This window comes from Bordetella genomosp. 11, from assembly GCF_002261215.1.
Classification (GTDB): Bacteria; Pseudomonadota; Gammaproteobacteria; order Burkholderiales; family Burkholderiaceae_B; genus Bordetella_C.
The window spans coordinates 2,734,373-2,760,376 of the sequence record NZ_NEVS01000004.1 but is presented as its reverse complement, the minus strand read 5'-3'; the positions used below and the strand labels follow the sequence as shown (position 1 = coordinate 2,760,376).

Annotated in this window: 22 protein-coding genes; 5 read left to right on the top strand and 17 right to left on the bottom strand. The window is 66.0% G+C overall.

The features are described 5' to 3' along the window. Positions 1–6: 6 nt before the first annotated feature. The 7 genes from CAL28_RS20180 to CAL28_RS20150 form a co-directional block, all read right to left on the bottom strand. Entirely contained in the window at positions 7–1,029 is a 1,023-nt protein-coding gene (locus tag CAL28_RS20180) for a chemotaxis response regulator protein-glutamate methylesterase (protein WP_094843019.1), read from the bottom strand. Beyond that, positions 1,026–3,362 carry a hybrid sensor histidine kinase/response regulator gene (locus CAL28_RS20175; RefSeq protein WP_094843018.1) on the bottom strand — a complete coding sequence of 779 codons (2,337 nt, stop codon included), beginning with the start codon at positions 3,360–3,362 and terminating at the stop codon, positions 1,026–1,028. Before CAL28_RS20175 ends, CAL28_RS20180 begins: the two co-directional genes overlap by 4 nt. Further along, positions 3,359–4,090: a chemotaxis protein CheW gene (locus tag CAL28_RS20170; RefSeq protein ID WP_094843017.1), complete on the bottom strand. Its 732-nt coding sequence runs from the start codon at positions 4,088–4,090 to the stop codon at positions 3,359–3,361. Before CAL28_RS20170 ends, CAL28_RS20175 begins: the two co-directional genes overlap by 4 nt. Beyond that, the gene (locus tag CAL28_RS20165) at positions 4,083–5,414 is read right to left on the bottom strand and encodes a CheR family methyltransferase (RefSeq protein WP_094843016.1); all 1,332 of its coding nucleotides are present in this window, start codon (positions 5,412–5,414) and stop codon (positions 4,083–4,085) included. Before CAL28_RS20165 ends, CAL28_RS20170 begins: the two co-directional genes overlap by 8 nt. Further along, positions 5,411–5,950: a chemotaxis protein CheW gene (locus CAL28_RS20160; RefSeq protein WP_094843015.1), complete on the bottom strand. Its 540-nt coding sequence runs from the start codon at positions 5,948–5,950 to the stop codon at positions 5,411–5,413. The genes CAL28_RS20165 and CAL28_RS20160 overlap by 4 nt, the downstream gene beginning before the upstream one ends. Next, a complete protein-coding gene (locus CAL28_RS20155) occupies positions 5,950–7,581 on the bottom strand; it encodes a methyl-accepting chemotaxis protein (protein WP_094843014.1) in 1,632 nt (543 codons plus the stop codon). The genes CAL28_RS20160 and CAL28_RS20155 overlap by 1 nt, the downstream gene beginning before the upstream one ends. 127 nt (positions 7,582–7,708) lie before the next feature. Continuing rightward, the gene (locus tag CAL28_RS20150) at positions 7,709–8,848 is read right to left on the bottom strand and encodes a GNAT family N-acetyltransferase (RefSeq protein WP_094844737.1); all 1,140 of its coding nucleotides are present in this window, start codon (positions 8,846–8,848) and stop codon (positions 7,709–7,711) included. A 74-nt stretch (positions 8,849–8,922) separates the two neighbouring features. Between CAL28_RS20150 and CAL28_RS20145 the strand changes: the two genes are divergently transcribed. Next, on the top strand, positions 8,923–9,762 hold the full coding sequence (locus tag CAL28_RS20145) for a ferritin-like domain-containing protein (RefSeq protein ID WP_094843013.1): 840 nt from the start codon (positions 8,923–8,925) through the stop codon (positions 9,760–9,762). 4 nt (positions 9,763–9,766) lie between these two features. Here CAL28_RS20145 and CAL28_RS20140 read toward each other — a convergent pair whose 3' ends face one another. From CAL28_RS20140 to CAL28_RS20105, 8 genes are all read right to left on the bottom strand, one after another. Beyond that, positions 9,767–10,672 carry an NAD(P)-dependent oxidoreductase gene (locus tag CAL28_RS20140; RefSeq protein ID WP_254926305.1) on the bottom strand — a complete coding sequence of 302 codons (906 nt, stop codon included), beginning with the start codon at positions 10,670–10,672 and terminating at the stop codon, positions 9,767–9,769. Positions 10,673–10,682: 10 nt separating this feature from the next. After that, positions 10,683–11,690, bottom strand: coding sequence for an Ldh family oxidoreductase (locus CAL28_RS20135; RefSeq protein ID WP_094843011.1), 1,008 nt, complete (start codon positions 11,688–11,690; stop codon positions 10,683–10,685). Positions 11,691–11,745: 55 nt separating this feature from the next. After that, the gene (locus tag CAL28_RS20130; RefSeq protein WP_094843010.1) at positions 11,746–12,675 is read right to left on the bottom strand and encodes a hydroxyacid dehydrogenase; all 930 of its coding nucleotides are present in this window, start codon (positions 12,673–12,675) and stop codon (positions 11,746–11,748) included. Between the two features lie 99 nt (positions 12,676–12,774). Then, on the bottom strand, positions 12,775–13,794 hold the full coding sequence (locus CAL28_RS20125; protein WP_094843009.1) for a Bug family tripartite tricarboxylate transporter substrate binding protein: 1,020 nt from the start codon (positions 13,792–13,794) through the stop codon (positions 12,775–12,777). A gap of 130 nt (positions 13,795–13,924) precedes the next feature. Then, positions 13,925–15,100 (bottom strand): UxaA family hydrolase, encoded by a 1,176-nt coding sequence (locus CAL28_RS20120; RefSeq protein WP_094843008.1) that lies wholly within the window; start codon positions 15,098–15,100, stop codon positions 13,925–13,927. 44 nt (positions 15,101–15,144) lie between these two features. Continuing rightward, positions 15,145–15,426, bottom strand: coding sequence for a UxaA family hydrolase (locus CAL28_RS20115; RefSeq protein ID WP_094843007.1), 282 nt, complete (start codon positions 15,424–15,426; stop codon positions 15,145–15,147). 392 nt (positions 15,427–15,818) lie between these two features. Next, a complete protein-coding gene (locus CAL28_RS20110; RefSeq protein WP_094843006.1) occupies positions 15,819–16,337 on the bottom strand; it encodes a DinB family protein in 519 nt (172 codons plus the stop codon). Positions 16,338–16,515: 178 nt separating this feature from the next. Next, the gene (locus tag CAL28_RS20105; RefSeq protein WP_094843005.1) at positions 16,516–17,643 is read right to left on the bottom strand and encodes a 3-deoxy-7-phosphoheptulonate synthase; all 1,128 of its coding nucleotides are present in this window, start codon (positions 17,641–17,643) and stop codon (positions 16,516–16,518) included. Between the two features lie 448 nt (positions 17,644–18,091). Between CAL28_RS20105 and aqpZ the strand changes: the two genes are divergently transcribed. The 3 genes from aqpZ (at position 18,092) to CAL28_RS20090 (ending at position 23,015) form a co-directional block, all read left to right on the top strand. Continuing rightward, positions 18,092–18,838: an aquaporin Z gene (gene aqpZ, locus CAL28_RS20100; protein WP_217906591.1), complete on the top strand. Its 747-nt coding sequence runs from the start codon at positions 18,092–18,094 to the stop codon at positions 18,836–18,838. Between the two features lie 448 nt (positions 18,839–19,286). Further along, on the top strand, positions 19,287–20,978 hold the full coding sequence (gene aspT / locus CAL28_RS20095) for an aspartate-alanine antiporter (protein ID WP_094843003.1): 1,692 nt from the start codon (positions 19,287–19,289) through the stop codon (positions 20,976–20,978). Between the two features lie 63 nt (positions 20,979–21,041). Then, positions 21,042–23,015: a bifunctional aspartate transaminase/aspartate 4-decarboxylase gene (locus tag CAL28_RS20090; RefSeq protein ID WP_094843002.1), complete on the top strand. Its 1,974-nt coding sequence runs from the start codon at positions 21,042–21,044 to the stop codon at positions 23,013–23,015. A 291-nt stretch (positions 23,016–23,306) separates the two neighbouring features. Here CAL28_RS20090 and CAL28_RS20085 read toward each other — a convergent pair whose 3' ends face one another. Further along, the gene (locus tag CAL28_RS20085; RefSeq protein ID WP_094843001.1) at positions 23,307–23,879 is read right to left on the bottom strand and encodes a peroxiredoxin-like family protein; all 573 of its coding nucleotides are present in this window, start codon (positions 23,877–23,879) and stop codon (positions 23,307–23,309) included. A gap of 69 nt (positions 23,880–23,948) precedes the next feature. Between CAL28_RS20085 and CAL28_RS20080 the strand changes: the two genes are divergently transcribed. Further along, positions 23,949–24,569, top strand: coding sequence for a TetR/AcrR family transcriptional regulator (locus tag CAL28_RS20080; protein WP_094843000.1), 621 nt, complete (start codon positions 23,949–23,951; stop codon positions 24,567–24,569). Positions 24,570–24,792: 223 nt separating this feature from the next. Here the strand turns inward: CAL28_RS20080 and CAL28_RS20075 are convergent, their stop codons facing one another. Continuing rightward, positions 24,793–25,983, bottom strand: coding sequence for an Arm DNA-binding domain-containing protein (locus tag CAL28_RS20075; RefSeq protein WP_440588405.1), 1,191 nt, complete (start codon positions 25,981–25,983; stop codon positions 24,793–24,795). Between the last annotated feature and the right edge of the window lie 21 nt (positions 25,984–26,004).

The following is a 26,004-nucleotide window of genomic DNA, read 5'->3' as shown; positions in this document are numbered from 1 at the left end:
TTGCTGTCAGGCCGGCTTGCGCGCGAAGCGCGCGGCGAGGCTTTCGGCGATATGCGGCAGTGGCGTGATTTCCATGGCGGCACCCAGTTCCGCGGCCGCCTTGGGCATGCCGTAGACGGCACTGGTGGCGCGGTCCTGCGCGATGGTCAGGAAGCCATGGTCGCGCATGGCTTTCAGGCCGAGCGCGCCGTCCCGCCCCATGCCGGTCAATAGTACGCCCGCGGCGGCGCCGCGCCAGTGGCGTGCCACGCTGTTGAAAAAGACGTCGATGGAAGGGCGGTACAGGCCCTCCACGGGGTGTTTCGTGTAGTTCAGGGTGCCGTCGCGCAGCAGTACCAGGTGGTCGTTGGTGCCGGCCAGCAGCACCGTGCCCGGCTGCGGCGTATCGCCCGGCAGCGCCAGGCGCACCGGCATGTCGATCTGGTCGTCCAGCCAGCGTGCCATGTCCTGCGCGAACGAAGCATCGACGTGCTGGACCAGGACGATGCCGGCGGGAAAATCCGCCGGCAGGGCCTTCAGCAGCAAGGCCAGCGAAGGCGGCCCGCCCGCGCTCGCGCCGATGGCGACCAGCTGGCCCCGGTCCGCCTGGGGCGCCGCGGCCGGTTCCTGCCTGGCGGGACGCCGGCGGTCGTAGGCGCCGATCAGCCACCCCGCGTTGCGGATCTTGCGCAGCAGCGGCGCCGCCGCGGCGCGCGGGTCGCCGTCCGCCAGATCGGGTATTTCCATGGCGTCCAGCGCGCCGTGCCCCATGGCGTCGAAGACGCGCGCCGTATGGCGGTCGACATCCGTGGCCACGATGATGATGGCGCACGGCGTATCGGCCATGATGCGCCGGGTGGCCTCGCTGCCGTCCATGACCGGCATCGCCAGCTCCATCAGCACGATGTCCGGCCGCACCGCGGCGCATCGCTGCACGGCTTCGGCGCCGTCGAAGGCGACCCACGCGACCTGCAGCTCCGGGTCCATGGCCAGCGCCTGCCTGAGCGTCTCCACGGCCGCGAGTTTGTCGTTGACGATGCCGATCCTCATGAGCGCGCCCGTCCGATGAGATCCTCGACGGCGTCCAGCAGGGCGTCGTCGTGGAAGCTGCTCTTGCCCAGATAATAGTCGGCGCCGGCGTCCAGCCCGCGCCGGCGGTCTTCCTCCCGGTCCTTGTACGACACCACCATCACATGCATCGATTGCAGGCGTGGATCCTTGCGGATCAGCGTAACCAGCTCGATACCGTCCATGCGCGGCATATCGACGTCGGTGACGACCAGGTCGAAGTGCTGCGCCCGGGCCATGTTCCAGCCATCCATGCCGTCGACCGCGACCGCGACGTCATACCCGCGGTTCGACAGCAGTTTGCGTTCCAGCTCGCGCACGGTCAGCGAATCGTCCACCACCAGGATACGCTTGCGGCGCTCCGGCACGCGGGTTGCCGCGTCCGCGTCCACGCGCTGCAGGGTGCCGCTGGCGGCCTGTTTTTCGATTGTCCGCAGCATGTCCTCCACATCGAGGATCAGTACGGGCGCGCCATCCTCCATGACCGCGCCGGCCTGGATGTCCTGCAGTTTGCCGAGGCGCGGATCCAGCGGCTGCACCACCAGGGTCTGTTCCGCGATGAAACGGTCCACCGCCACGCCGTAATGGCGGCCCTGCTGATCGGTCAGCAGGACTACCGACACGACCTCGCCGAGGGCAGGCTGGCGCGCGTATTGCAGGATTTGGCCGGCCCCCACCAGGCCGATCTGCAGGCCGTCGTGGCGAAAATGCTGGCGGCCCTCCAATTGCTCGACGGCATCGCGGGGCAGGCGCAGGGTGCGCGATACGTAGGCCAGCGGAAAGGCATAGCGTTCGCCGGCGATTTCGACGATCAGGCTGCGCACGACGGAAAGCGATAACGGCAACTCCAGGGTAAAGCGGGTGCCTTCGCCGGTGCGCTGGTGCACGCGGGCGGCGCCGCGCAGACGGCGCGCCATGTCGTGGACCACGTCCAGGCCGACGCCGCGCCCGGAGAATTCCGTCACCGAGGATCGGGTCGTGAAGCCTGGCAGGAAGAGGAATGCCAGCGTTTCGCTTTCGCTGAGCGCATCCGCGGTCTGCCGCGTCGCCAGGCCGCGGCGGACGATCTGCTCGCGCAGGGTGGGGACGTCGATCCCCGCACCGTCGTCGGCCACTTCCACCACCAGCATGCCGGCGCTGTGGCGCGCCTGCAGCGTGACGGTGCCTTCCTCGCGCTTGCCCGCCGCGCGGCGCCGCGCCGGCGTCTCGATGCCATGATCGACGGCGTTGCGCAGCAGGTGCGTCAGCGGCGCGTCCAGCCCCTCCAGGATGTCGCGATCCACGCGCGTCGCCACGCCGGCGATCTCCAGGCGCGCCTGTTTGCCCAGCGTGCGGGCCAGGTCGCGGACCATGCGCGGCAGGCCGGCGACGGCATCGCCGAAGGGGCGCATGCGGCACCGCAGCGCGGTGTCGTACAGGCGCTGGCCCAGGTCGCCGATGCGCCAGCCGAACTGGTCCGCCTGCGCCATGCGGTCGCCCAGCATTTGCTGGCAGGTGGCCGCTTGCTGGCGCGCCTGTTCGAGCGTGGCCAGGGCGCCTTCATCGATGTGCTTGCCGACCGCCTGGTGATGTAACGCGTCGAGCAGTTTCGCCAGTCCGTCCTGCATGCGCTTGAGCGGCAGCAGCGAGGCGGCGAACGGCGACAGCCGGTTGGCTTCGACCAGCGTTTCGCTGGACAGTCCCAGCAGTTCGTCCAGCGTGCGGGCGGTTACCCGCAGGGCGCGCTCGTCGGCGGCTTCGCCCGAGGGCGGAGCCGCATCGTTGGCGCCGGCCGCAGGCGCGCGAGCGTGCTGCTCCACGGATGGGGCGGCGGATCCGGCGGAGTCTCCGTGGGCTTCGGTCTGGGATGGGGGATTTTCCACGGCGCTTTCGACCGAAGAGGCGCCGGCGGCGGCCGGCGCCTCTTCGGCCTGGGCGGCCGCGGTCCGCGCGCTGTCCGGCATCGTCAGCGACGCCACGAATGCGCGCGCGGCGGCGATGTCGGCCTGCGTGTCCTCGCCTGGCATGTTGCGCAGCAGGTCGGTCCCGCGCAACAGCAGGTCGATCGCCGCGGCGTCCAGCGGCGCGTGGCCCTTCTGTGCGTCGACCAGTCGGTCTTCCATGGCGTGCGCCACCTGTACCGGGCCGTCCAGCCCGACGATGCGCGCCGCGCCCTTCAGGGAGTGGGCCGCGCGCATGCAGGCGGCCAGGTGTGTCGCTTCCCGCGGCTCGCGCTCCAGCGCCAGCAGACCGGCGTCCAGTACCTGCACCTGCGCGGCCGCTTCCATCTTGTACAGGTCCAGCAGCGAAGCGTCACGCAAGCGGTCCGGGCTCATGCGAGCCTCCCTTCGATGGCACGCCCGAGCCGCGTGCTGTCCAGTACGCCGACGGCACGTTCGCGATAGCGCACCACGCCGCTGGCGTAGCGGGCGCCGGCGAGCGTGTCGGGCAGCGGACCGATGGCCGACGAGGCGAATGACTGTATGCCGGCGACGTCGTCCACCGGCGCAACGACCGTTCCGGTATGCAGGGAAAGCACCAGCATGCGCGGGGTGGCCTTGCCCTCGGGCGTATCCGGCGGCGGCGCGAGGTTCAGCAGCGGGGCCAGCGATATGCAGGGGATCAGGCGCCCACGGACATTGCAGACGCCGGCCACGATGCCCGCGCGCCGGGGCAGGCTGTGGACGGGCCGCATCGGCGTGACTTCGGCCAGTGCCGCCACCGGCAGGGCCAGCCATTCGGCATGCAGGCGGAACAGCAGCAGGGAAGTCGCGCCGTCGGCAAGGGCCGGCCCGGGCAGTGCGGCGCCGGCGATGTCCGAGGCCGGCATCGCGCCGGCCGACATGGCCGCGCTCCGCGTGGCGTCCGCCCGGACCGCGATCGTCGCTTCGGCGGCCGCGTCCACACCCGGCGTGACGCGGTTCAACAGACTTTTCGCGGCGGTCGCATGCACGGGACATTGCCGGCAATGAATGTACTCGTCCAGCCGCGGACAGGAGCGGTCGCCGCGCACGCCGATGCGGTTCCAGCAATCGTCCACCGCGGTGTCGTCCCGTTCATGCATGTCTGTTCTCGCGCCGCGCCGCGCGCGCTCTCAGTTGGAGGGCCGGCGCCGTTTCGCCGCGCGTTTCCAGCAGCGAGGCCAGATGCAGCAGCGCCTGCCGGTGGCCGGGATCGAGGTACAGGGTCTTCCGATAGGCCGTTTCCGCGGCGGCCGTCAGGTTGGCGGCGTCGTCCAGCAGTCCGATCAGGTAATAGGCTTCGGCGGACGGGCCATGCGTTTCGACGTGCACGGCCGCCGCCGCGCGCGCTTCGTCCAGGCGGCCGGCGTCGGCCAGGGCCTGGATGGCCGCCAGCGACGACCGCGCGCGGGTATCGCCCTCGCGGTCCGCCGGCGTTCCTTGTCCCCGGCCTGGGGTGGCGGTTCCGGAGGATGCCGGCACCGGTCCGGCCGCGCGCGCGGGCGCCGGATGCGTTCTGCCTGGCGCGGCCAAGCCGAATGGACGCGCGGGCGGACGCGATCGCGCCGCCGCGTCGCGCACGGCGTGGCCGGGCGCCGATCCTGTCGTCCGCGCGCGCCGGGGTTCTTCGGCCGCCGCGCCGCCTTGCGCGTTGCGGAAGGCGAACGCGCGCGCCGCGTCGATCTGTTTCATGCCCAGGCGGGTAAGCAGGCTGGCTTCCGCCGGGCCGACGAAGATCACGCCATCCTGCCGGCACAACCGGCGCAATACCTCGACGGCCGCCTCCTGGGTCGGGTTGTCGAAGTAGATCAGCAGGTTGCGGCAGAATACGAAGTCGTAGGCGTCCGCCGGCAGGGCCAGCGACGGGTCCAGCAGATTGCCCGGTTGGAAGCGCACGTGCGCGCGTACCCGCGGGTTGACCGAATACCCCTGCGGCGTTTCCGTGAAATGGCGGGCGCGGTAGTCCAGCGCTTCGCCGCGAAAGGCGTTGCGGCCGTAGATGCCTTGCTCGGCGCGCGCTACCAGCCGGTCGCTGATATCCATGCCCAGCACCGCGAAGCGCTCCGCGTCCACACCGGCGTCCAGCAGCGCCATCGCGATCGTGTAGGCTTCCTCGCCGCTGGAACAGGGCAGGCTGAGGATGCGCAGCGCCGCCCCATGCGCCGCGCGCTGGCGCGCCAGCAGGGCCAGCGTGTCCATGGATTCCGCATGCCGGAAGAACGAGGTCTCGGGCACCACGACGGTTTCTATCAGTTCCTGCTGTTCCTGCGCGGATCCCGCCAGCAACTGCCAGTACGCCGCTTCGTCTCCACGGGTGGTGGCCTGCGCGCGCTGGCGCACCGCGCGTTCCACGGCGGCCACGCCGATGGACTCGGCGTCCAGCCCCATGCGGCGCTTGAGCAGCGCGGCGAATCCGTCGATGCTCATGCTTCGGCGCTCCCCGCCGCGGCATCCTGGAACAGCCGTTCCCGAACGGTCGGCGGCAGCAGGTCCTCGACCTTGACCCATTGCACCAGGCCGTGCGTGTCGGGTCGCACGGGGCCCAGGTAGCGGGCTTCGCGATTATCCAGGCCATACGGCACGAAGTCGTCCGAGTCGTAATGCACGGTTTCGGTGGCGTGTTCCAGCAGCAGTCCGAGCAAAGGCGCGGGTGCCCGGGTGGCATGGCGGTAGTGCACCACCGCCACGCGCGTGCTGGCGCGCGCGGTCGATGCCTGGCCCAGCGCCAGGGCGCGGATGTCGATCACCGGCACCGGCGTACCGCCGTACAGCAGAAGGCCGGCGACCCAGGCCGGCATGCCGGGCAGGTTTTTCAGCGGCGTGACCGGGAGCATCCGCACGATCTCCGACGCGGCCAGGACGTAGCGATCGCCGGCGATGTCGAAGCGCAGGAACAGACGGCGCCCACGCTCGCCGGGGCCGGCCGATGCCAGGGAGCCGGAAGCGCGCGTTTGGGCGGTCATCACATCCTGAACCGGGTAACGCTGCCGCGCAATTCGCCCGCGACCGTATTCAGGTCGTCGATCGCCACGCTGGACTGGCGCAGCGACTCCACGGTCTGCTGAGTGGCGTCGGCCAGCTGGCTCAGGGCCTGGTTGATCTGCTCGGCACCGGTTGCCTGCGCCTGCATGCCCTCATTGACCATCTGCACACGAGGCGCCAGCGTTTGCACATGCTGGATGATTTGGGCCAGCTGCTCGCCGACCTGTTGCATCTCGGTCATACCGCGCCGGACTTCTTCGGAGAACTTGTCCATGCCCATGACCCCCGCCGCCACGGAAGATTGGATCTCGCGCACGATCTGCTCGATATCGTAGGTGGCGACCGCGGTCTGGTCGGCCAGGCGGCGGATCTCGGTGGCCACGACGGCGAAGCCGCGCCCGTATTCGCCGGCCTTTTCGGCTTCGATGGCAGCGTTCAGCGACAGGAGGTTGGTCTGGTCGGCCACCTTGTTGATGGTGGTCACGACCTGGTTGATGTTGCCTGCCTTTTCATTCAAGACCGCAAGCTTCGCGTTGACCGAGCCGGCGGCATCCACCACGGTGCGCATCGTCGTCTCCATGCGTACCAGGTCGTGATGGCCCTCGTCGGCCAGCGTCGCGGTCTGGTCGGCCGCGCCCGAGACTTCGTTCATGGTGCGCACCAGGTCGCGGGACGTCGCGGCGATCTCGCGCGAGGTCGCGCCGATCTCTGTCGTGGTCGCCGCCACTTCGGATGCCGTCGCCTGTTGTTCCTTGGCCGTAGCGGCGATCTGGGTGACCGAGGTGGCCACCTGGATGGCGGAACGCTGCGTCTTGCCAACGAGCTCGGTCAATTCGTCGGCCATGCGATTGAAGCCCGTTTCGATGGCGCCGAATTCATCGCGGCGGCCCAGGTTCAAGCGGCTGTTCAGGTCGCCCGCGCCGAACGCCCCCAGGACGGCGACGATACGTTGCATGGGCCTGTCGATCGCCCGCATCAGCAGGATGCCCGCCAGTACGGCCACCAGCAGCGCCAGGATCAGGCCGACCAGCATAATCCCTTCCGCGTGCCGCAGGGCGGTCAGGATTTGCGCGGTGGAGGACTCGGCGCGGGTGCGATTGTCCGTCAGCATTCGGTCGGTCACCGACATGCCGTTGTGGAAAATCGGCTGCAACTGTTCGCGCAGCAGGGCGCGGGCGCGGGCGGGGTCGCCGTTCTGCAGGGCCGCGAACACCGTGTCCTCGATCTTGCGGTAAGCGTCCACGTTACCCTGGAACTCCATGTAAACCGCGCGGTCGTCGTCCACGAATGGCGTGGCCTCGTAGGCGCGCATCGCGGCGTCCAGCTGGGTGCGCTCCCGGGTAAGCGTGGCGCGCAGGGATGCCGTGGCATCGGTGCCGGTTTGTTCGTTCTGACTGCTGACTCCCTCTCGCAGGTCTTCGAACGCATCGCGCCAGCTATCGCGCATGTCGATGCTGTAACGCAGGCCGGGCAGCGAGTCCTGGCCCAATCCCTGCGCGTCTTCATCGATCGCCAGCAGCCGCATGTAGTCCACGACCACCATCAACAGCATCACGGCCAGGATGGCGGCGAAGCTCGCGTATATACGCCGTTTCAAAGATTGATTCTTCATACGGACTTTTCTAGTTTGTTGCGAGGGTTTTTGAATTTTGTCTTGCAGAGCAGACTTGACACAATACGATGCCGATGTGCTGGAACTCAAGCAAGGATCGCTCCAGGGGCGGGTTACAGACCCGAAATTACGCTTCGCCGTTGTTTTTGAACGGCGTATGGGCCGCCAGCTCCTGCCGGTAATCTCCCATGGCGGCGCCTTCCTGGTCGAGGAAGTCGGCGATGGCATCGGCGAAGCGCGGGTCGGCGATCCAATGCGCCGAGCACGTCGGGACGGGCAGCAGCCCCCGGGCCATCTTGTGTTCTCCCTGGGCGCCGCCTTCGAAACGCTCGATGCCGTTCGCCAGGCAGTACTCGATACCTTGCACGTAGCAGGTCTCGAAATGCAGCCCGGGCACGAACGCGCGGGTGCCCCAGTGGCGGCCGTACAAGGCCGTGCCGTCGGTGATATTCAGGGCAGCCGCGATGGGCTCGCCGTCCCGGCGCGCTTCGACCAGGACCAGGACATCCGGCAGGGCGCGGTGCACGCGCCGGAAGAAATCCAGGCTCAGGTACGGCGAAGACCAATGGTTGCGGTAGGTTTCTTCATAGCAGCCATGAAAGAAGCGCAGGGCGTCGTCGTCGATATCGGCGCCGCGCAGCCAGCGGAAGGTGACGCCCGCCGCGGCGACGCGTTTCCTGTCCTGGCGCAGCTTTTTTCGCTTGTCGTGGTTCAGCGACGCCAGGAAGCCGTCGAAGTCGCCATAGCCCTGGTCGCGCCAGTGGAATTGCACGCCCTGGCGCACCATATAGCCCGCCTCGCGCAGCGCGCCGGCATCCTCTTCGGAGGGGAACAGCACGTGCAGCGAAGACAGCTTCAGCCGCGCGGCCAGTTCGATGGCGCCCTTTGCCAGCCGGACCCGATCCTCATGGACGGCCGCCAGCAGCCGCGGTCCCGTGACCGGGGTAAAAGGCACCGCGCACAGCAGTTTCGGGTAGTACCGCAGGCCGTGGCGGGCAAAGGCATCGGCCCACAGCTGGTCGAACACATATTCGCCGCGAGAATGAGACTTCACGTACAGCGGCATGGCGCCCGCCAGGGTGTCGCCGCGCCAGAGGACCAGGTAGAACGGCGCCCATCCGGTGTCGGGCGCGGCACAGCCGGTGTCGTGCAGCGCCGCCAGGAAGGCATGGCGCAGGAACGGCTGCCCGCCCGCCACCGCATCCCATTGGGCCGGGTCCACGTCGCTCAGGGATTCAAGGACTTGAAGGCGTATGTCAATGGTCATGGCGGTCAGCATCGAAGCCCGTGCAGTATATAGGCCAGCCGGCCGGCGGTTCGCTTTTCCGGTACGCTTGCGGGATGAACGACGCCGCACCCGATTTTTCCGTTCCGGCGCCCGCTTCCTCGCCCGGCCCGGAGCTGCGCGTCCAGGCCCTGCACGCCCTGGCGCTGGCGGACTGGGCCGACAAGCTGCGCGCCGTCGACGCCATGTCCACGGACGGGCCGATCGATACCCAGGCGCTGCTGGCCTGCCCGGCCGGCTTGCCCGGCAGGCCGCAGCGCCCCGAACTGGTCGCTCCCGCCCAGCTCAAGCCGCGTCCGGTCGGTACCCCGGGGGGCCGGGCCGCCTTGATCCACGCCCTGGCGCATATCGAATTCAATGCCGTCAACCTGGCCCTGGATATCGTGTGGCGCTTCGCCGCCATGCCGGCGGACTTCTACCGGGACTGGCTGCGCGTCGCCAAAGAGGAGTCCAGCCATTTTCAGCTGCTGAACAGCCACCTGGGCACGCTGGGACATACCTATGGCGATTTCCCCGCGCACAACGGGCTATGGGAGATGGCGGAAAAGACCGGCGCCGACCTGGCGGCACGCCTGACGCTGGTCCCGCGTATCCTCGAGGCGCGCGGCCTGGACGCTTCGCCGCCCATCCGCGACAAGCTGCTCGCGGCCGGAGACACGGCCGGTGCGGCGATCCTGGAAATCATCCTGCGCGACGAAATCGGCCATGTCGCCATCGGCAATCGCTGGTGGCGGCACCTCTGCCTGGCGCATGGCAAGGATAGCGTTGCCTGGCATGCCGAACTGGCGGCGCGCTATGCGGCGCCCCGGCAGCGCGGTCCCTTCAATCTGGCGGCGCGCCGCGCGGCCGGTTTCGACGAGGCGGAGCTCGCCATCCTGGCCGCGCCGCCTTGTTGAACCGTCAGCGCGCGGGGGTGTTGCCGGCCAGGTAGTCGATGATTTCCGGCACCGGCGCCTGGGCGATACCCGCCTTGCTGGCGTCGGCATAGGTATCGCGGATGGCCTGCGCCGTACCGTGGGGCGCGCCGGTTTCCTGGGCCATGGTGGTGTAGTACCCCATGTCCTTCAGCGCATTGGCGATGGAAAAGCGGAAGTTCCCCGTATCGCCGGATTCGATGTAAGGGCGCAGGCGTCCCAGCACCACGCCGTCGCCGCCACCCTTGGCCAGAATCTCCAGCAGCACGCCGGAATCCACATTGGCCCGCTTCGCGCAGGCCGCGGCTTCCGCCAGCACCGCGGAGAAGCCCAGCGATACGTAGTTGTGCAGCAGCTTCAGGCGGTGGCCGGAACCCACCGGTCCGGCATGGACGATATTTTCCGCATAGGCTTGCAGTACCGGCTTGCAACGCTCGAATACCGTCGGATCTCCGCCGACGATCAGGTTCAGCCGGCCTTCGGCGGCCTCTTTGGGCGTGCGCGTCATCGGCGCGTCCAGGAATAGTCCCCCTGCCTTTTCGACCGCCTGCGCGACCTTCAGGGTCGACGAAGGAATGGCGGTGGAGCAGTCGATCACCACCGTCCCCGGCTGCATGCCGGCCAGCACGCCCTCGGCGCGGAAAAGGACATCTTCCACTTCCGGCGTGCCGGTCACGCACAGGATGACCATGTCCACCTGCCGCGCGACCGCCGCCGGCGTGGCGGCCCGGGTCGCGCCTTGCGCGAGCAGGTCGTCCACGGGCTGGTTGCCGGGATGGTCGAGGAACACCAGGGGGTAGCCCGCCTTGGCGATATTGAACGCGATTCCGTGGCCCATCTGGCCCACGCCGATAATGCCGATACGTGTCTTGCCGGCTTGCGTCATGACGATAGTCTCCGGGTTAGGCCCGTCCCGCCAGCTGCTTCATCTCCGCCAGCAAGGCGTCGGGCACATTGATGCCCTGTTCGCGCGCCTTCTGTTCGAGCCCGGCGCGGCGTTGGCCGGGCAGCCGTACGCCTTCGTCCGCGAGCATAGCCGATACCAGCGTCTCGACGCGTTCCAGGTAGGCTTCGCGCCCGGCCAGCGCGCCCGGATCGATGACGAGAAAGGCCTGGCCGATGCGGGCACGGTTGCCTTCCTCGGTGAAGAACGAGTCCGCCTCGAAGCCGAAATGGGCGCCGGTCAGCGCGCAGGCCAGCAGCTCGACGGTCAAGGCCAGCATGGCGCCCTTGGCGCCGCCCATGGGCAGCATGCTGCCTGCCAGTCCCGCCTTGGGATCCGTGGTGGGCTTGCCATCCGCGTCCAGCGCCCAGCCCAAGGGGATCTCCTTGCCCTCGCGCGCCGCCACCATCAGTTTCCCGCGCGCCACTTCCGATAGCGACAGGTCGATCACAAGCGGCAGCGCATCGCGGCGGGGGAAGGCCGCGGCGATGGGATTGGTACCGAACAGCGCGCGCTTGCCGCCCCAGGCCGGCATCGCCGACGGCGAATTGCCCATGGCCAGGCCCACCATCCCGGCGCGGGCGACGGCATCCAGGTGATAGGCCGCGACACCGAAGTGGTGGCTATTGCGGACGCCGGCAAACGCGACACCATGTTCCCGCGCGCGCTTGATTGCCTCTTCGATGGCCAGGCCGCAGGCGGGAAACGCCAGGCCGTCGGCCGCGTCCACCAGCACCGCGCCACCGCGTTCGTGGACGACGCGGGCAACGGCCTGGCCGTCGGCCCGGCCGTTGCGCAGGTGCGTGGCGTAGAACGGTACGCGCGAAACGCCGTGCGAGGCGATGCCCTGGCCCTCGGCGTAGATCAGCGCGCGCGCCGTGTCGGCCGCCATTTTCCCGCTGGCGCCGGCGCCTTGCAGCGCGGCCACGGCCAGTTCATATAAAGCATCGAGTTGCATGGTCGCCATCGTCGTTTCCCGAAATCGTTGTGTTGCTGTGTTGCCTTGTTGCCGCGTTATTGTCTCAGCCTTGCTTCAAAACGTCCGCCACGCGTTGGGCAACCATATCGGAGACCCTGGTATTGGCCTCGACGCTGAGCCCCGCCACATGCGGCGTCAGGATCAGGTTCGGCGCGCCCGCCAGCGGGCTGCCCGCGGGCAGGGGCTCTTCGCCGAACACGTCCATGGCCGCGCCGGCCAGCTTGCCGTCGCGCAAGGCCTGCGCCAGCGCCGCTTCGTCGACGATGCCGCCGCGCGCGGTATTGACCAGCACCGCGCCATCCTTCATCGAAGCGATGCGGGACGCATCGAACAGGTTGCGCGTGCCGTCGGTCAGCGGAATATGCAGCGTGACGGCGTCCGACCGTGCGAGCAGGTCGGCCAGGTCCGCCGGTTCGACGCCGGTTTCCTTCCATACCGGATCATTGCCCTGCAGCATGGGATCGTAAGCCACGACGCGCATATCCAGGCCCCGCGCCAGGCGTGCCGTCAGGCGGCCGATGCCGCCAAACCCCACGATGCCCAGTGTCCGCCCTTCGACTTCCCGGCCGTTGGACATCGCGGTGCGCGGCCAGGCGCCTTGCGCCACCTGGCCGCTGTTGTGATACACCCCGCGTGTCAGGACCAGCACGCTCGTCACCACGTATTCCGCGACGGCCCGCGCGTTGGCGCCCGTGGCGGGCAAGACCTGGATGCCGCGTTCGCGGCAGGCCGCCACATCGATATTGTCCAGGCCCACGCCCAGCCGGCCCACGGCTTTCAAGCCGCTTCCGGCGGCCAGCACCTCGCCGTCCACGCGGGTGCGGTTGCGCACGATCAGGGCATCGGCACCGGCGACCGCCTTCAGCAGATCGGCGCGCCGGTCCACCAGGTCGGGTTCATATCGGACCTGGAAATCCCGGCGCAGCAGATCCACCGCATCGGTGTCCATGAACTCGGAAATAACGATATGCATAGGGTGACTCGCTCGCAAAGTCGACAAGGGAAACAATGACGGAAGCACCGGCGGAAGCGATGGCGCAAGCACCCGCCGGGTTGAAGGCAGCGCGGCGGCTTATCCGACCTGGATATTCGCCTCCTTGATGGTCTTGGCCCAGCGGGCCACTTCGCCGGCCAGGTACTGCTTGAACTCCTCCGGCCCGCGCGGCCGCGGGATGAAACCCAACTGCGTCAGGCTCTTCTGCATCTCCGGCTGACGGATCTGCTTTTCGATGATCCGGCCGACGCGTTCGACCAGTTTCGGATCGGTATGCGCGGGAACCATCACACCGGTGAAGTTCTCCACGACCAGATCGGGCAGCCCCGCTTCGGCCACCGTCGGCACGTCCGGCAGGTCCGCGCTGCGCTCCTTGGTGGTGACCGCCAGCGCCCGCAGCTGGCCGCCTTTCACGTAGGCCAGGGACTCGGGGTAGTTGGAAAAAATCACATCCAGCTGGCCGCCGATCAGGTCGGTCAGCGATGGCGCGCCGCCTTTGTACGGAACGTGCAGCAGCTTGGTGCCGGTCAGTTGCTGGTACAGCGCCAGCGTCAGGTGCGGCGGCGTGCCGTTGCCGCTGGAGCCGGCGGACAGGCTGCCGGGCTTGGCCTTGGCCGCCTTCGTCAGGTCGTCCAGCGTCTTGATGTTGCTCTTGGGATTGACCACGATCATCATCGACGAGGACGCCAGCCCGGCCAGGGGCACCAGGTCCGTCAGCAGGTCATAGCCCGCCTTGCCCTTGAACAGCGTGGCGTTGGCCGCGTGGGACATCGTCATGGCCAGCCACGTACACCCGTCGGGTTCGGCGCGCGCCACATAGGCCGCGCCGATATTCGCGCTGCCGCCGGGCTTGTTTTCGACGACCACATTCCAGCCTTCGGATGACGACACGGCCTTGGCGACCTGCCGGGCGGCGACGTCGGTCAAGCCGCCGGGCGGGAAGGGCACCACATAGTTGATGGGCTTGGGCGGCCACTTGTCGCCTTGCGCCCATGCCTTGGAGAACGGCGTGATCAGGGTCAGGCCGGCGGCGCCGAGCGCGCCCAGGGTTGAACGACGGGTAGCCGAAACCGGCAGATCCGTGGGTACACGTTTCATGGGGGTGTCTCCTCCGATAAGGGGGAACGCCGCCGGACGCAAGGCGTCCGGCGGGCGGGGCGGCGTCCAGCCATCTGCGGGCCGGTACGCTCTTGGGGATGCCGGCTGCTGCACGCCGGCGGACGGAACGTCAGGCGCTTTCGAACAGGCGCGTCAGCACGAACTCGCGGTGGCCCAGCGCTTCGGCGGCGGTCCAGCGGCCGTTGATGGTCGCCAGCATGCATTCCAGCAGCTTGTCGCCCGCCTGGTCCAGGTCCATCTCGCGCTGCAGCAGGCCCGAGGTATCGACGTCGATGTGCTCGGACATCGTGCGCACCGTGCGCGGGTTCGCGCAGATCTTGATGACCGGCAGGATGGGATTGCCGATCACATTGCCCTGGCCGGTGGGGAAGAAGTGGACCGCGTAGCCGGAGGCCGCGCACAGCGTGACCATTTCGGCCGCGGCGGAGGACGAATCCATGAACCACAGGCCCGAATGATCGGGTATTTCGGCCTTGTCCAGCACCCCGTCGACGCGGCACTTCTTGCCGATCTTCTGGATGTTGCCCATCGCCTTTTCCTCGATCGTCGTCAGGCCGCCGGCGATATTCCCCTTGGTGGGCTGCGATTCCGACAGATCGCTGGTCTTCCAGCGATCGATCATGGCCTGGTAGCGGTCGAACATGAACATGAAGCGCTCGCGCACCTTGTCGTTGGCGCAGCGTTCGGCCACGATGTGTTCGCCGCCCGTCAGTTCGGAGGTTTCGCCGAATACCAGCGTGGTGCCGAGCGGGTACAGCTTGTCGAAGGCATTGCCCACGGTGGGGTTGGCGCCACAGCCGGAAGTCGTATCCGATTCGCCGCACTTCGTGGAAACCCACAGGTCGCTGATGGGGCACTCGGTGCGCTGCAGCGAGGTGGCGTAGTGCACGAATTCCTTGGCGGCCTTCGACGCACGCATGATGGTGTCATGGTCGCCGTGCAATTCGATGGAGAAACCCGCCACCGGCTTGCCGGTCTTGGCGATGGCATCGACGATGCGCTTGGTCCAGCCTTCTTCGATACCGATGACGACCACGGCGGCAACGTTGGGGTTGCAGCCCGTACCGATCAGCGTGCGGAAGTGCAGTTCCAGGTCTTCGCCGAACTGCAGGCGGCCATAGGGGTGGGGCAGGGCCATCGTGCCCTTGATGTTATTGGCCACGGCTTCGGCCGCGGCATTGGAAATGTCGTCCACGGGCAGCACGATGACGTGGTTGCGTACGCCGACGCGGCCGTTGTCGCGGCGATAGCCGCGGAAGGTGGTGGATGCGGAAATGACAGCCATGAGTGTTTCCTTGGGCAGGCGTGAATGAGGAGGGACGCGGCGGCTTACCAGCGCTTCGTCTTGATGTTGTGGACGTGCGCGTGCTGGCCTGCCTGGATGTCGGCCACGACCTTGCCGATATCGACGCCATACTTGAAGACCGTGTCGCCGGTCTTCATGTCCTTCATCGCGACCTTGTGCCCAATGGGGATGTCCTGCTTGGCCTTGACCTGGATGACCTTGTCCTCATCCATGATCCAGGCATTGAGATCGGTGCCCGCGGTGATGCCCTCCACCACGGCCACCGCCACCGTGTCCTTGGCGTCGTGCAATACGGCATGAATCATGAGTTTCCTCCTGGTGGCGGCACGGTCGCCTGCGTCCTGGCGCCGTGCCCGCTGTTGATCGTGCCGATGATGTTATTTTCGAATTTCATCCATGTCAACCAAATCATATATATGAATTGTCAGGTCGCGATGGGGACGCAGTGGGGGAAGCGCGCGTTCAGGGGGGCGGAGCGCCGGCGGCGTCTACTGTTGACGATCGGTGCTTAGGTCCGGCAGGACGGTGTCCGGTCCATGGCCGGTCCGGACGAGGAGCCTCGATGCGGGCCAGGCGGGTCGAGCCGGCGGGAAGGGTAGGCCGGCGTCGGTGGAATGTGGCGGGCTTCGCCAACACCGCGGGCGGGCTCCGGCGCCGGGGGGGCATGCCCGTGCCCGGCGCCTGCCCCGGAGGGGCATCAGGAATGGACCACGCGCTCCGCCAGGTTGCGCTTGTATACAGGCAAATCGACACTCGGCCGCGGCGCGGACATTTGCGTCAGCAGGTCCGCGACGAAGCCGCGGTGGTAGCTGTTGTGGTTGACCACGTGCATCAGGATCTCTCCCTGCGACATGCGGCCCGTATTGCCGCCGATCAGCGCGTAGTCTTTCTCGCGGGCCAGCGAGGTTTCGGTCTGCGAGCCCGCCCAGGCGGCGTACCACTCGTCGATTTCCTGCTGCGCCGTCCACAGGTCCTCGATATCCGGATGGGTGACGGTATTGAGTGCCGGAATGCCGTGCTCACGACCCTCGATGTGCGCCTGCCAGATACGGTCGACCACATAGGTATGGTTCAGGGAGTGGGCGAAGCTCTTGAATAGAGAAACGCGCTCTTTGTATATCTCCGTGGCTGGCAACGCCATCACGATCGCGAAGGTTTCGCGGTTGGCCCAGCGCTTGTAATCGGCAAGCATGCGGGCGGATGTCGGGGTAAGCATGTCGGGCTCCTGGCACGGTATCCGATGTCCGCCAGCATACGCCGCCAAGCTGTATGCCAACTGTCAAAGGCAACGTCGCCCGATGCGGGCGCCACGTTGCCGCCCCGAAGTTCCACAGTGTGGAGTCCACCGATTGCCGCCCGCACCCGGGCAGCACCGCGGCGGTGCCGGACCTGGCCTAGCGGGCCGCCCCCGCCCGGCGCTGGCGCACGGCCTGTGCGAGCTGCCGCAGCACGGGTTCGGTTTGCGCCCAGCCCAGGCAGGCGTCCGTAATGGACACGCCTCTGCGCAAGGGGACGCCCGGTTTCAGGTCCTGCCGGCCTTCTTCCAGATGGCTCTCGATCATCACGCCGACGATGCGCCGATCGCCGCCGGCGATCTGCTCGCCAACATCCCGCGCCACATCGACCTGCCGGCTGTGCGACTTGTTCGAATTGGCGTGCGAGCAATCCACCATAACCTGTTCCCGCAAGCCGGCGCGCTTCAGGATATCGCAGCAGGCCGCGATACTGGCGGCGTCATAGTTCGGCCCTTGCTTGCCGCCGCGCAGGATAACGTGCGTATCGTCATTGCCGCGCGTCTCGAATATCGCCGCCATGCCCATTTTCGTCATGCCCATGAAGGCATGGCTGGCGCGCGCGGCGACGATGGCGTCCGCCGCGATTTGCACGCCGCCGTCGGTGCCGTTCTTGAAACCCAGCGGACAGCTCAGGCCCGAGGATAGCTGCCGGTGGCTCTGGCTTTCCGTCGTCCGCGCGCCGATCGCGCCCCAGGCGATCAGGTCGGCGATGAATTGCGGGCTGAGCAGGTCCAGGAATTCCGTACCGGTGGGCAATCCCAGTCCGGCGATATCCAGCAACAGTTCCCGCGCGCGCCGCAGGCCCTCGTTGATGCGGTAGCTGCCGTCCAGCCGCGGATCGTTGATATACCCCTTCCAGCCCACCGTCGTCCGCGGCTTCTCGAAATACACCCGCATCACGACGAGCAGGTCTTCCTTCAATTCATCGGCGGCCGTTTTCAGCAGGCGCGCATAGTCCATTGCCTGGTCATGATCGTGAATCGAACAGGGACCCACCACGACGACCAGCCGATCATCCCGCCCATGCAGCACGTCGGCGATCGACGCGCGGGTACCTTCCACCAGATCCTGTATTCCGGGCGAAACCGGCAGCTCGTCAAGCAGCAGGGCGGGAGAAATCAGCGGGCGTACCGCGCCGATGCGTACATCGTCGATGCGGGTGGTATCCAGGGTGGAGTCGGCGTTGCCGACTTCACGGTCGTGTAAAGGGTCATCCAGGCGGTTCAAGGCATTCTCCAGGGCAAGACTTCGATTATTGCACTCTCGTTCCGCTATAGCGGGCAGCCATGCCTCGGGGTTGAAAACGGGGAGCAGCCCGCGGATTGCGTCGAAAACCGTATGGGGCGGGTTTCGGGGCCGAACCGATGCATACTGGACCAGAAAATCAAAACGCCAGGCAAAAGACGAATAGACGAATAGACAAGGCGGAAGGCCGGGGCGGATTCGAAATAAATATCCGTGGGCGGATCCGACAGCAGATATCGGAAAGCCGGTTCCGTACAAGTTCTCTTACCGTTTATGTACACCCCGCCCGGTTTTCCCGCTGCTATGTTGCCTTATTCCGCCGGATGGACCGGCCATTGACGCCGGCCGTCCGCGGATGGCAATCCTCGATGCCGCCGCGCTCGCTGCGTCCTGCGACCAGACGGCGCGTGGCGGGTCAGTTCTCTAGGAGATGACAATGGGCAAGCGGTGTTTGGCGGAATTCCTGGGTACTTTCTGGCTGGTACTGGGCGGGTGCGGCTCCGCTGTCCTGGCGGCGGCCTATCCCCAATTGGGCATCGGTTTCGCCGGCGTGGCGCTGGCGTTCGGGCTGACTGTGGTTACCATGGCTTATGCGGTCGGCCATATTTCCGGCGGGCATTTCAACCCCGCCGTCACCGTGGGCCTGTGGGCCGGCGGCCGTATTCCCTCCAAGGACATACTGCCTTACGTCGTCTCGCAAGTGGTGGGCGGCATCGCGGCGGCGGCGGTGCTGTACGCCATCGCCAGCGGCAAGACAGGCTTCGATCCCACCGCCGGCTTCGCGTCCAACGGCTATGGCGCGCATTCGCCGGGCGGCTATTCGCTGATCGCCTGCATGGTCGCCGAATTTGTCCTCACGGCCTTCTTTCTGATCGTCATTCACGGCATCACGGACAAGCGCGCTCCCGCCGGCTTCGCCCCGCTGGCCATCGGCTTGTGCCTGACGCTGATCCACCTGATCAGCATCCCCGTGACGAATACCTCTGTCAATCCCGCCCGCAGCACCGGCGTGGCCCTGTTCCAGGGCAGCTGGGCCATAGGCCAGTTGTGGATGTTCTGGCTGGTGCCGCTTTTGGGCGGCATCGTGGGCGGTCTTATTTACCGCTGCCTGGCCGCGGCGGACACCGCGCGCAGCGATGCGGGCGCGTTCCCTTCGGCGCCCGCATCCACGGCGTGAAAGCAGGGATTGCTCATCAGCGCGGCCATTCGGACGAGAATGGCCGACGACCCACTCGGTAAACCGGCCCGCGAAGCCGGTTTACTACCGACGTACCGTCGGCGTGCCATTCCGGCGTGTTCCTGGGGGGGAAACCCTGGTTTTCCACCGGGAAAGCATAAAGCGGGCATGGCACCGCACACGCAGCCATTCACGGATTTCGGAATGCGCGCATCATAGAAAGTTACTAAAAAAGGAATGCCGGCTCCGATCGCGAAGTCGCGGTTATGTCAATATGGCCCAGTTTTGCGTCATGCCTCATCGCACCATCGCAGGTCCACGGTCCGGCTCTTAGTCAGCCTGGCATCATGAGTTAGCCGCCGTCGCCCTGGCTGCCCGCATGTCTTAGCGCGCAGGTCATCCCACGATGTGTTCTTAGCCAATAGTTGTCCTCCCTGGGAGACAGGCAATGCAATGGCTCTTTGAAACGCTGCGCAAATACCCGGAGCTCGCGATTTTCCTGACGCTGGGACTGGGTTATTGGATAGGCGCCAAGAAATTCAAGGGATTCAACCTGGGCGCGGTGACGGGCACACTGCTGGTGGGCGTGCTGATCGGCCAGCTGAATATCCAGATCGCGCCCGTCATCAAGCAGGTCTTCTTCCTGTTGTTCCTTTTCGGCCTTGGTTACGGCGTCGGCCCGCAATTCTTCCGTGGCATGAAAAGCGATGGCCTGCCCCAGGTCCTGTTCGCGGTGGTGCTATGTATCCTGTGCCTATTGGCCACGTGGGGCACAGCCCTGGCATTCGGCTTCGATGCCGGCACGGGTGCCGGCCTGCTTGCCGGCGCGCAAACCATTTCCGCCGTGATGGGCGTGGCCACGGATACGATCAACGGCCTGAGCCGGGTGGACGGCGCGACACGCGCGCAATGGATCAACAACATTCCCGTTGCTTATGCCGTCTGCTATATCTTCGGCACGATCGGCAGTGCCTGGCTGCTGGCCAGTGTCGGTCCCAAGCTGATGCGGGTCGATTTGGTCAAGGTATGCCAGGAGTACGAAGCCCAGATGTCCGGCGGGCAGGACTCCCTGGAATTGTCCGGTTATCGTAAATTCATCGCCCGGGTGTACCGCCTGGACCGGGCCGATCTGATAGGCAAGACCGTGGCCGAGCTCGAAGCGTGCTTCGGCGACGACCGCGTGTTCGTCGAGCGTATCCGCCGCGGCGGCGACATCGTCGATGCGGGGCCCGCGACCGTCCTGCAAGCGGGCGACGTCCTTGGCGTGGCAGGCCGCCATGATGTGCTGGTGCTGCGAGGTGCCGGCAACATCGGGCAGGAAGTCGAAGACCCTGACCTCATCAACCTGCCTGCCGAGATGATAGAAGTCGTCCTGACCAACAAGCATCTGTCCGGCAGGACGCTGCGCGAAATTTCGAAGCTGCCCGAGGCGACGCTCGGTCGTGGCGTTTTCCTTCGCAAGGTGGTGCGCGGTGGCCACGAAATGCCGGTCAACTGGGGATTGAAGCTGGACCGCGGCGATCACCTCTTCGTCGTCGGCGCCAAGCGCGACGTGGAACGCATGGTCGATAAGCTCGGGTACGCGGATCGTCAGACCGAGCAGACGGACATGGTGTTCGTGGGCTTCGGTGTCGTCATCGGCGGCCTGCTGGGATCGCTGGTGTTCACAGTAGCCGGTATTCCCGTCACCTTGTCGACGTCCGGAGGCGCATTGATCTCCGGCCTGGTCTTCGGTTATCTGCGCTCCGTACATCCGACGTTCGGCCGGGTGCCGGGGCCGGTGCACTGGTTTCTCACGTCAGTGGGCCTGACCATGTTTGTCGCCGTGGTGGGCATCTCGGCGGGTCCGGGCTTCGTCGAAGGCTTCCGGCAACTGGGGTTCAAACTGTTCCTGGCCGGCATCGTGGCCACGTCCGTGCCCATGCTCCTGGGCGTTCCGCTCGCGCGCTACGTCTTCAAGTTCCATCCGGCCATCGCCTTGGGGGTATGCGCCGGGGCGCGTACCACCACCGCCGCCATAGGCCAGATCACCGAAAACGCCAAAAGCCAGGTGCCGGCCCTGGGCTACACCATCCCCTACGCGATAGGCAACACGCTGTTGATCATCTGGGGCATCGTCATCGTCATGCTGATGGCCTGAGCGTGCCGAGCCTGGCAGACGCCGCATCCAGTGCATTTCTACGTTCCGTTCTCGGAGACCGACATGACCGTGCATGCGAAATCTCTGTCCACGCCTGTTCGTACCGACCTGGCCTCCGCGCTCAAGACCACGCGCTCGCGCCAGAAAGACCTTGAACAGCTATCGCCCTTCGAATTGAAGGACTTCCTGATCAACCTGGCGAAGGACCGCGAAAAAACCTCCACGGCCATCATGTTGAACGCGGGGCGCGGAAATCCCAACTGGATCGCCACAGCGCCGCGGGATGCGTTCTTCCTGCTGGGGCACTTCGCCATGTCGGAAGCGCGACGCGTCTACGACCGCGGCATCATGGCCGGCATGCCGCAAAAGCCGGGCATTGCCGGGCGACTGCATGGGTTCCTGGACGAAAACCGCAAGGCAGCTGGCGCCGATTTTCTGCGTGGTGTGCACGAATATGGCGTACAGAAGGGATTCGACCCCGACGCGTGGATACACGAACTGGTCGACTCCATCATCGGCGACAATTATCCGGTGCCCGATCGCATGCTGGTGCACGCCGAGCAGGTGGTGCACGACTATCTCATGAAAGAAATGTGCGATGGCCGTCCGCCCCGGGGCAAGTTCGATTTGTTCGCGGTCGAGGGCGGCACCGCCGCCATGTGCTACATCTTCGACAGCCTGCAGCAGAACGGGCTCTTGAAGCAGGGCGACAAGGTCGCGCTTTTCCTGCCCACGTTCACGCCTTATATCGAGATCTCGCACCTGGAGCGTTTTCAATTCAGAATCGTACCGATCAATGCGAGCAGTCTGCGCGCGGACGGCACGCACAATTGGCATTATCCGCCGGAGGAAATCGCCAAGCTCGCCGATCCCAGGATCAAGATGGCAGTGACGGTCAATCCCAGCAATCCACCCTCGGTGGCCTTCAATGCGTTGGAGATGCGCCAGATCGTCGGCATCATCCGCAAGAACCCTGACCTGATCCTGGTCACTGACGACGTCTACGGCACCTTCGTGCCGAACTTCCGTTCTCTTATGGCCGAGGTGCCGGCCAACACGATATGCGTGTATTCGTTTTCGAAGAACTTCGGCTGCACGGGCTGGCGCCTGGGCGTGATCGCCATCCACGAAGACAACCGCATGGACCGGCGTATCGGCAATCTGCCGGGCAAGGAACGAAAGCGCCTGCACGAGCGGTATGGCTCGCTGACGCTGGAACCGGAAAAGCTCAAGCTGATAGACCGCATGGTGGCAGATAGCCGTGATGTGGCGCTTAACCACACCGCGGGCCTGTCGCTGCCGCAGCAAGTGCAGATGGCATTTTTCGCTTTGTCCCATCTACTGGATCCGAAAGACAGCTACAAGCACCTGACCATGAAAATCGTGCGGGACCGCCGCGACGCGTTGTGGCGCGGCCTGGGCATACCGCTGCCGCCCGAAGACAAGGAGCGCGCCTGGTATTACGTCGAGCTGGATTTCATGGTTTGGGCCCAGAACGCCTATGGCGACAAGTTCTGCGACTATATGCGCAAGAACTACGAGCCGGTCGACTTCCTGTTCCGGCTGGCGGAGAAATCCGGCGTGGTCTTGATGGACGGCGGCGGCTTCGGTGGACCGCCGTGGTCCATCCGCGTGTCGCTGGCCAATCTGAACGAAGACGACTACGCCAATATCGGACAGGCCATGGTGGATGCGGCGAAGGAATACGTGGCCGCCTGGCAAGCCGGCGAGAAGGTGCGGTCCGGGCCGCCCCGCGGCATCGTGCCCCAACTCGGGGTCGGTGGCCAGCCGGCGCCTTCGGATCGCAAGGTGGCGTCCAACCAGCCGGTTCCCGAACCTGTTGCGGCCCCCGCGCGGGGCAGGGGTAAGACGGCGGCACGGACGTCCAAGGTAAGAGTCGCGGAAGCGCAACCACCGGCGTCGGCGAAGAAGGCGGTGAAGAAGTCCGCGAAGAAGGCGGCGAAGAAAGCGGCGAAGAAGGCGGCCAAGAAGGCGGCGAAGAAAGCCGCAAAAAAGGCGGTGAAGAAGCGTGCGTAGGAATCTGCAAAGGAAGCGGCCAGGAAGTCGCCGCGCCCCAGGGCAGGACGCCACGAACGTAGACGGCGCTGTCTCCGCCCTTGGCTATCTCGCGGCTATCCAGGCGCCTTTATGCCATGCTCTGCATTCGGAAAATACAGTATCGGTACCCTCAGGCGGCTCTCCCAAGCGGCGCTTGGAGCGAGTATTGGCCTTTCGCAGGGCGCGTCTCCCGGATCGACGCGAACCTGGAAAGTGTGGCGCTCGACCCGTTGCTGACGGTGCCTGCCACCCGGCTGTTGCCGCGGAACTTCAAACTCTCTTTGCCTCGGCCAGCAGATCATCGACGGACCACTGATCGTAGATGTACGCGCCGTACTTGCACGCAAGGATCTGGCCATCGCTGTTGATGAGAAAGTCGGCGGGCAGCCCCAGTTTTCCACCTTCTGCCTGAAGGGACGCCACAGGCTGTCTTCCTTGCAAGATCCTGCCGAGGCTGCGCAGTACCCCGCTCAGGATCGGCAGCCAGGCCCGGGGATCCAGCAAGGCGCGCGGGGAAGCTTCCACTCCGAATTCCCTGTATAGCTTCTTCTCCGGGTCGGCCACGATCTCGAATGGCAGCTCCTGCGTGAAAGGCCGCAGCTCCTCGGCGCTGGAGTGGAACACCGCCACTTCAAGGATGCCGGCCGACGCGATTTCATCGTGCCTTCGAGCGATGGAGCGCAGATGCATGTCGCAGACGGGGCAGCCGGCGAAGCGCCGGAATTGCAGGTGGATGAACCGGTCTGGACCGGGCAGCGAAATGGTGCCGGCTAGCGTGGCCAGTTGGCGGGCAACAATGAAGTGGCCCGGCCTCAGTTTCGATTGCTCCAGCAATGCCGACATGACATTTCTCCTTCGTAGAGGTACAGTGTACGCTTACGAAGCGGCACGCCGCAATCCTGCCCTCGAACCATGCCGCGCCCTCGATCGCTCACTTCTGCCGACATCACCGCCGCCGCGCTCGCGGTCATCGACCGGGAGGGGCTTGCCGCGCTCTCCATGCGCATCGTCGCAGCCGAACTTGGCGTAGGCGCAATGTCGCTGTACCGCTATGTCGAGGATCGCCAGGCGCTGGAGTTACTCGTGGTCGATCAGGTGCTGGGGGCCGTCGATACCAGGCCTCTAACGCACGCCTCGTGGGAGGAGCAGATCACTCGCCTTGCCGAAGGTGTGCGTGAAGCCGTGAATGAACATCCCTCGTGTGTGCCGTTGCTCCTGCTTCACCGCCATGCTTCGAAAGCCGCCAGATGTTGGACAGAAGCGCTTCTGCGTGCCTTGGAGGATGGGGGCTTTGCCGGTGAGAAGCGAGTGATCGCCGTGCGAACCTTGGTCAGCTACATCAATGGCGCCCTGCAGGCCCAGAATCTCGGCCCATTGAAGGGGCAAGGAACGGAGGTCATGGCGGCACTGCCGGAGGACGAATACCCATTGCTGGCAGCAACAGCCCGCATTGCACGCGGAATAGAGCCCGGCACGGAGTTCCGTGATGGGTTGGCCGTCGTGGTACGGGGACTCAGGTCACTCCGGTCATAGTGGCACTGCCGGAAAACGCGTCAGCCAGAGTCCGAGGAAGTGTTCGCCGAGTGATTAAGCAAACACCGGCTCGGGGCCGGTGTCAGGTAAATACAGTATCAGTACAGCCAGCTTGTGCTTAACGGAACATGACAGGTATTGATTTTCTTGCGAATTATGGTGGAGCCGGGGGGAATTGAACCGCCGGTCTTCCCTGTATGGTCGGGGGAATTTGTCCTACGAATCAACGCTTTAGGGTGCCCGTTTCCAGCGCCGCGTCGTCCTGGTGTGAAACCGGTGTGAATGCCCCGGCACGCTGGAAGTTCTTCGGGATGAACTTGCCATAGATCTTGAAGACCATTTCGACGTCGGCGTGCCCCAGCTGGGCAGCAATGTACCAGGGGTTGGCGCCGGCCGTCAGGCGCGTGCTGGCGTAGGTGTGCCGCATCTGGTAGGGATTCCGGTACCGCACGCCGGCGCGTTTGCAGAGGGGTTGCCAGAGCGCTTTCCGGACCTGGGCGTCGTTTTCCCAGGGTTTGCCCTTGCGTGGATCATGCCAGATCCTGCCGCCGGCCAGGAACGTGTACGCCTTCTGGGCCTGTAGGGCCTCCAACGCTCGCGGCGACAGGTCGACGTCGCGGTAGCCCGCCGCCGTCTTCGGCGTCTTGCGCACCTGGGTCACCTTGCCATCCTTGATACCGGTGACCTCATTGTCGGCAATGCGCACGCGCCCGTGCACCCAGTCGGCCGACTCCCAGGCCATGGCGATCATCTCTCCCGGCCGTAGGCCGCACTCAAACCAGAACGCGATCATGGGCCGTTCGTCGGCGCGGGCCGCGCGCAACAGCGCCTCGACCTCGTCCACATCGAACGGGTCCACCTCATAATCCGATTTCTTCGCGGTCTGCTTGATCAGCTTGCCCAGGGCGATGCGATCCAGCGGATTGCTCTCCAGCAGCTCGTCATTGACGGCGTCGTCCAGGACGGACCGCAGCGGCGTCAGGCGGTTGCGGACGGTCTTCCCCGTCACGCCCATGCCGGCGATCCATGCGCGCAGATCTGCGGGCGCCAGTTGCCCCAGGGGAGTTTCGCCCCAGCGCGGCAGCAGGTAGTGCTTGATGGCCTTGGTGTAACCCAGCAGCGTGGAATGCGAGATCGAGCCGTTCTCCGCCTGTTTCTCGTAGAGAGCCAGTTGCGCCCGCAGCAGCTTACCAAGCAGGAGGGGAGCGCCCGCCACCGTCGACGGGTCTGGCTCCATCTTGGCCGCCATAGGGGAATCGGGGAAATACGCCCGGTAGCTGAAAACGCCATCAGTGATCTTGCGCCGGATCTCCGCACGCAGGCCGGCGGCGTATTCAATGTAGGCTTTGGTGATCTTGGCCAGGGGCAGCAATTCTCGGCATTGCTCGCCTTTGTAGCTGAAGGCGATCTGCACGCGGGTACCCTCGGCCGTCTC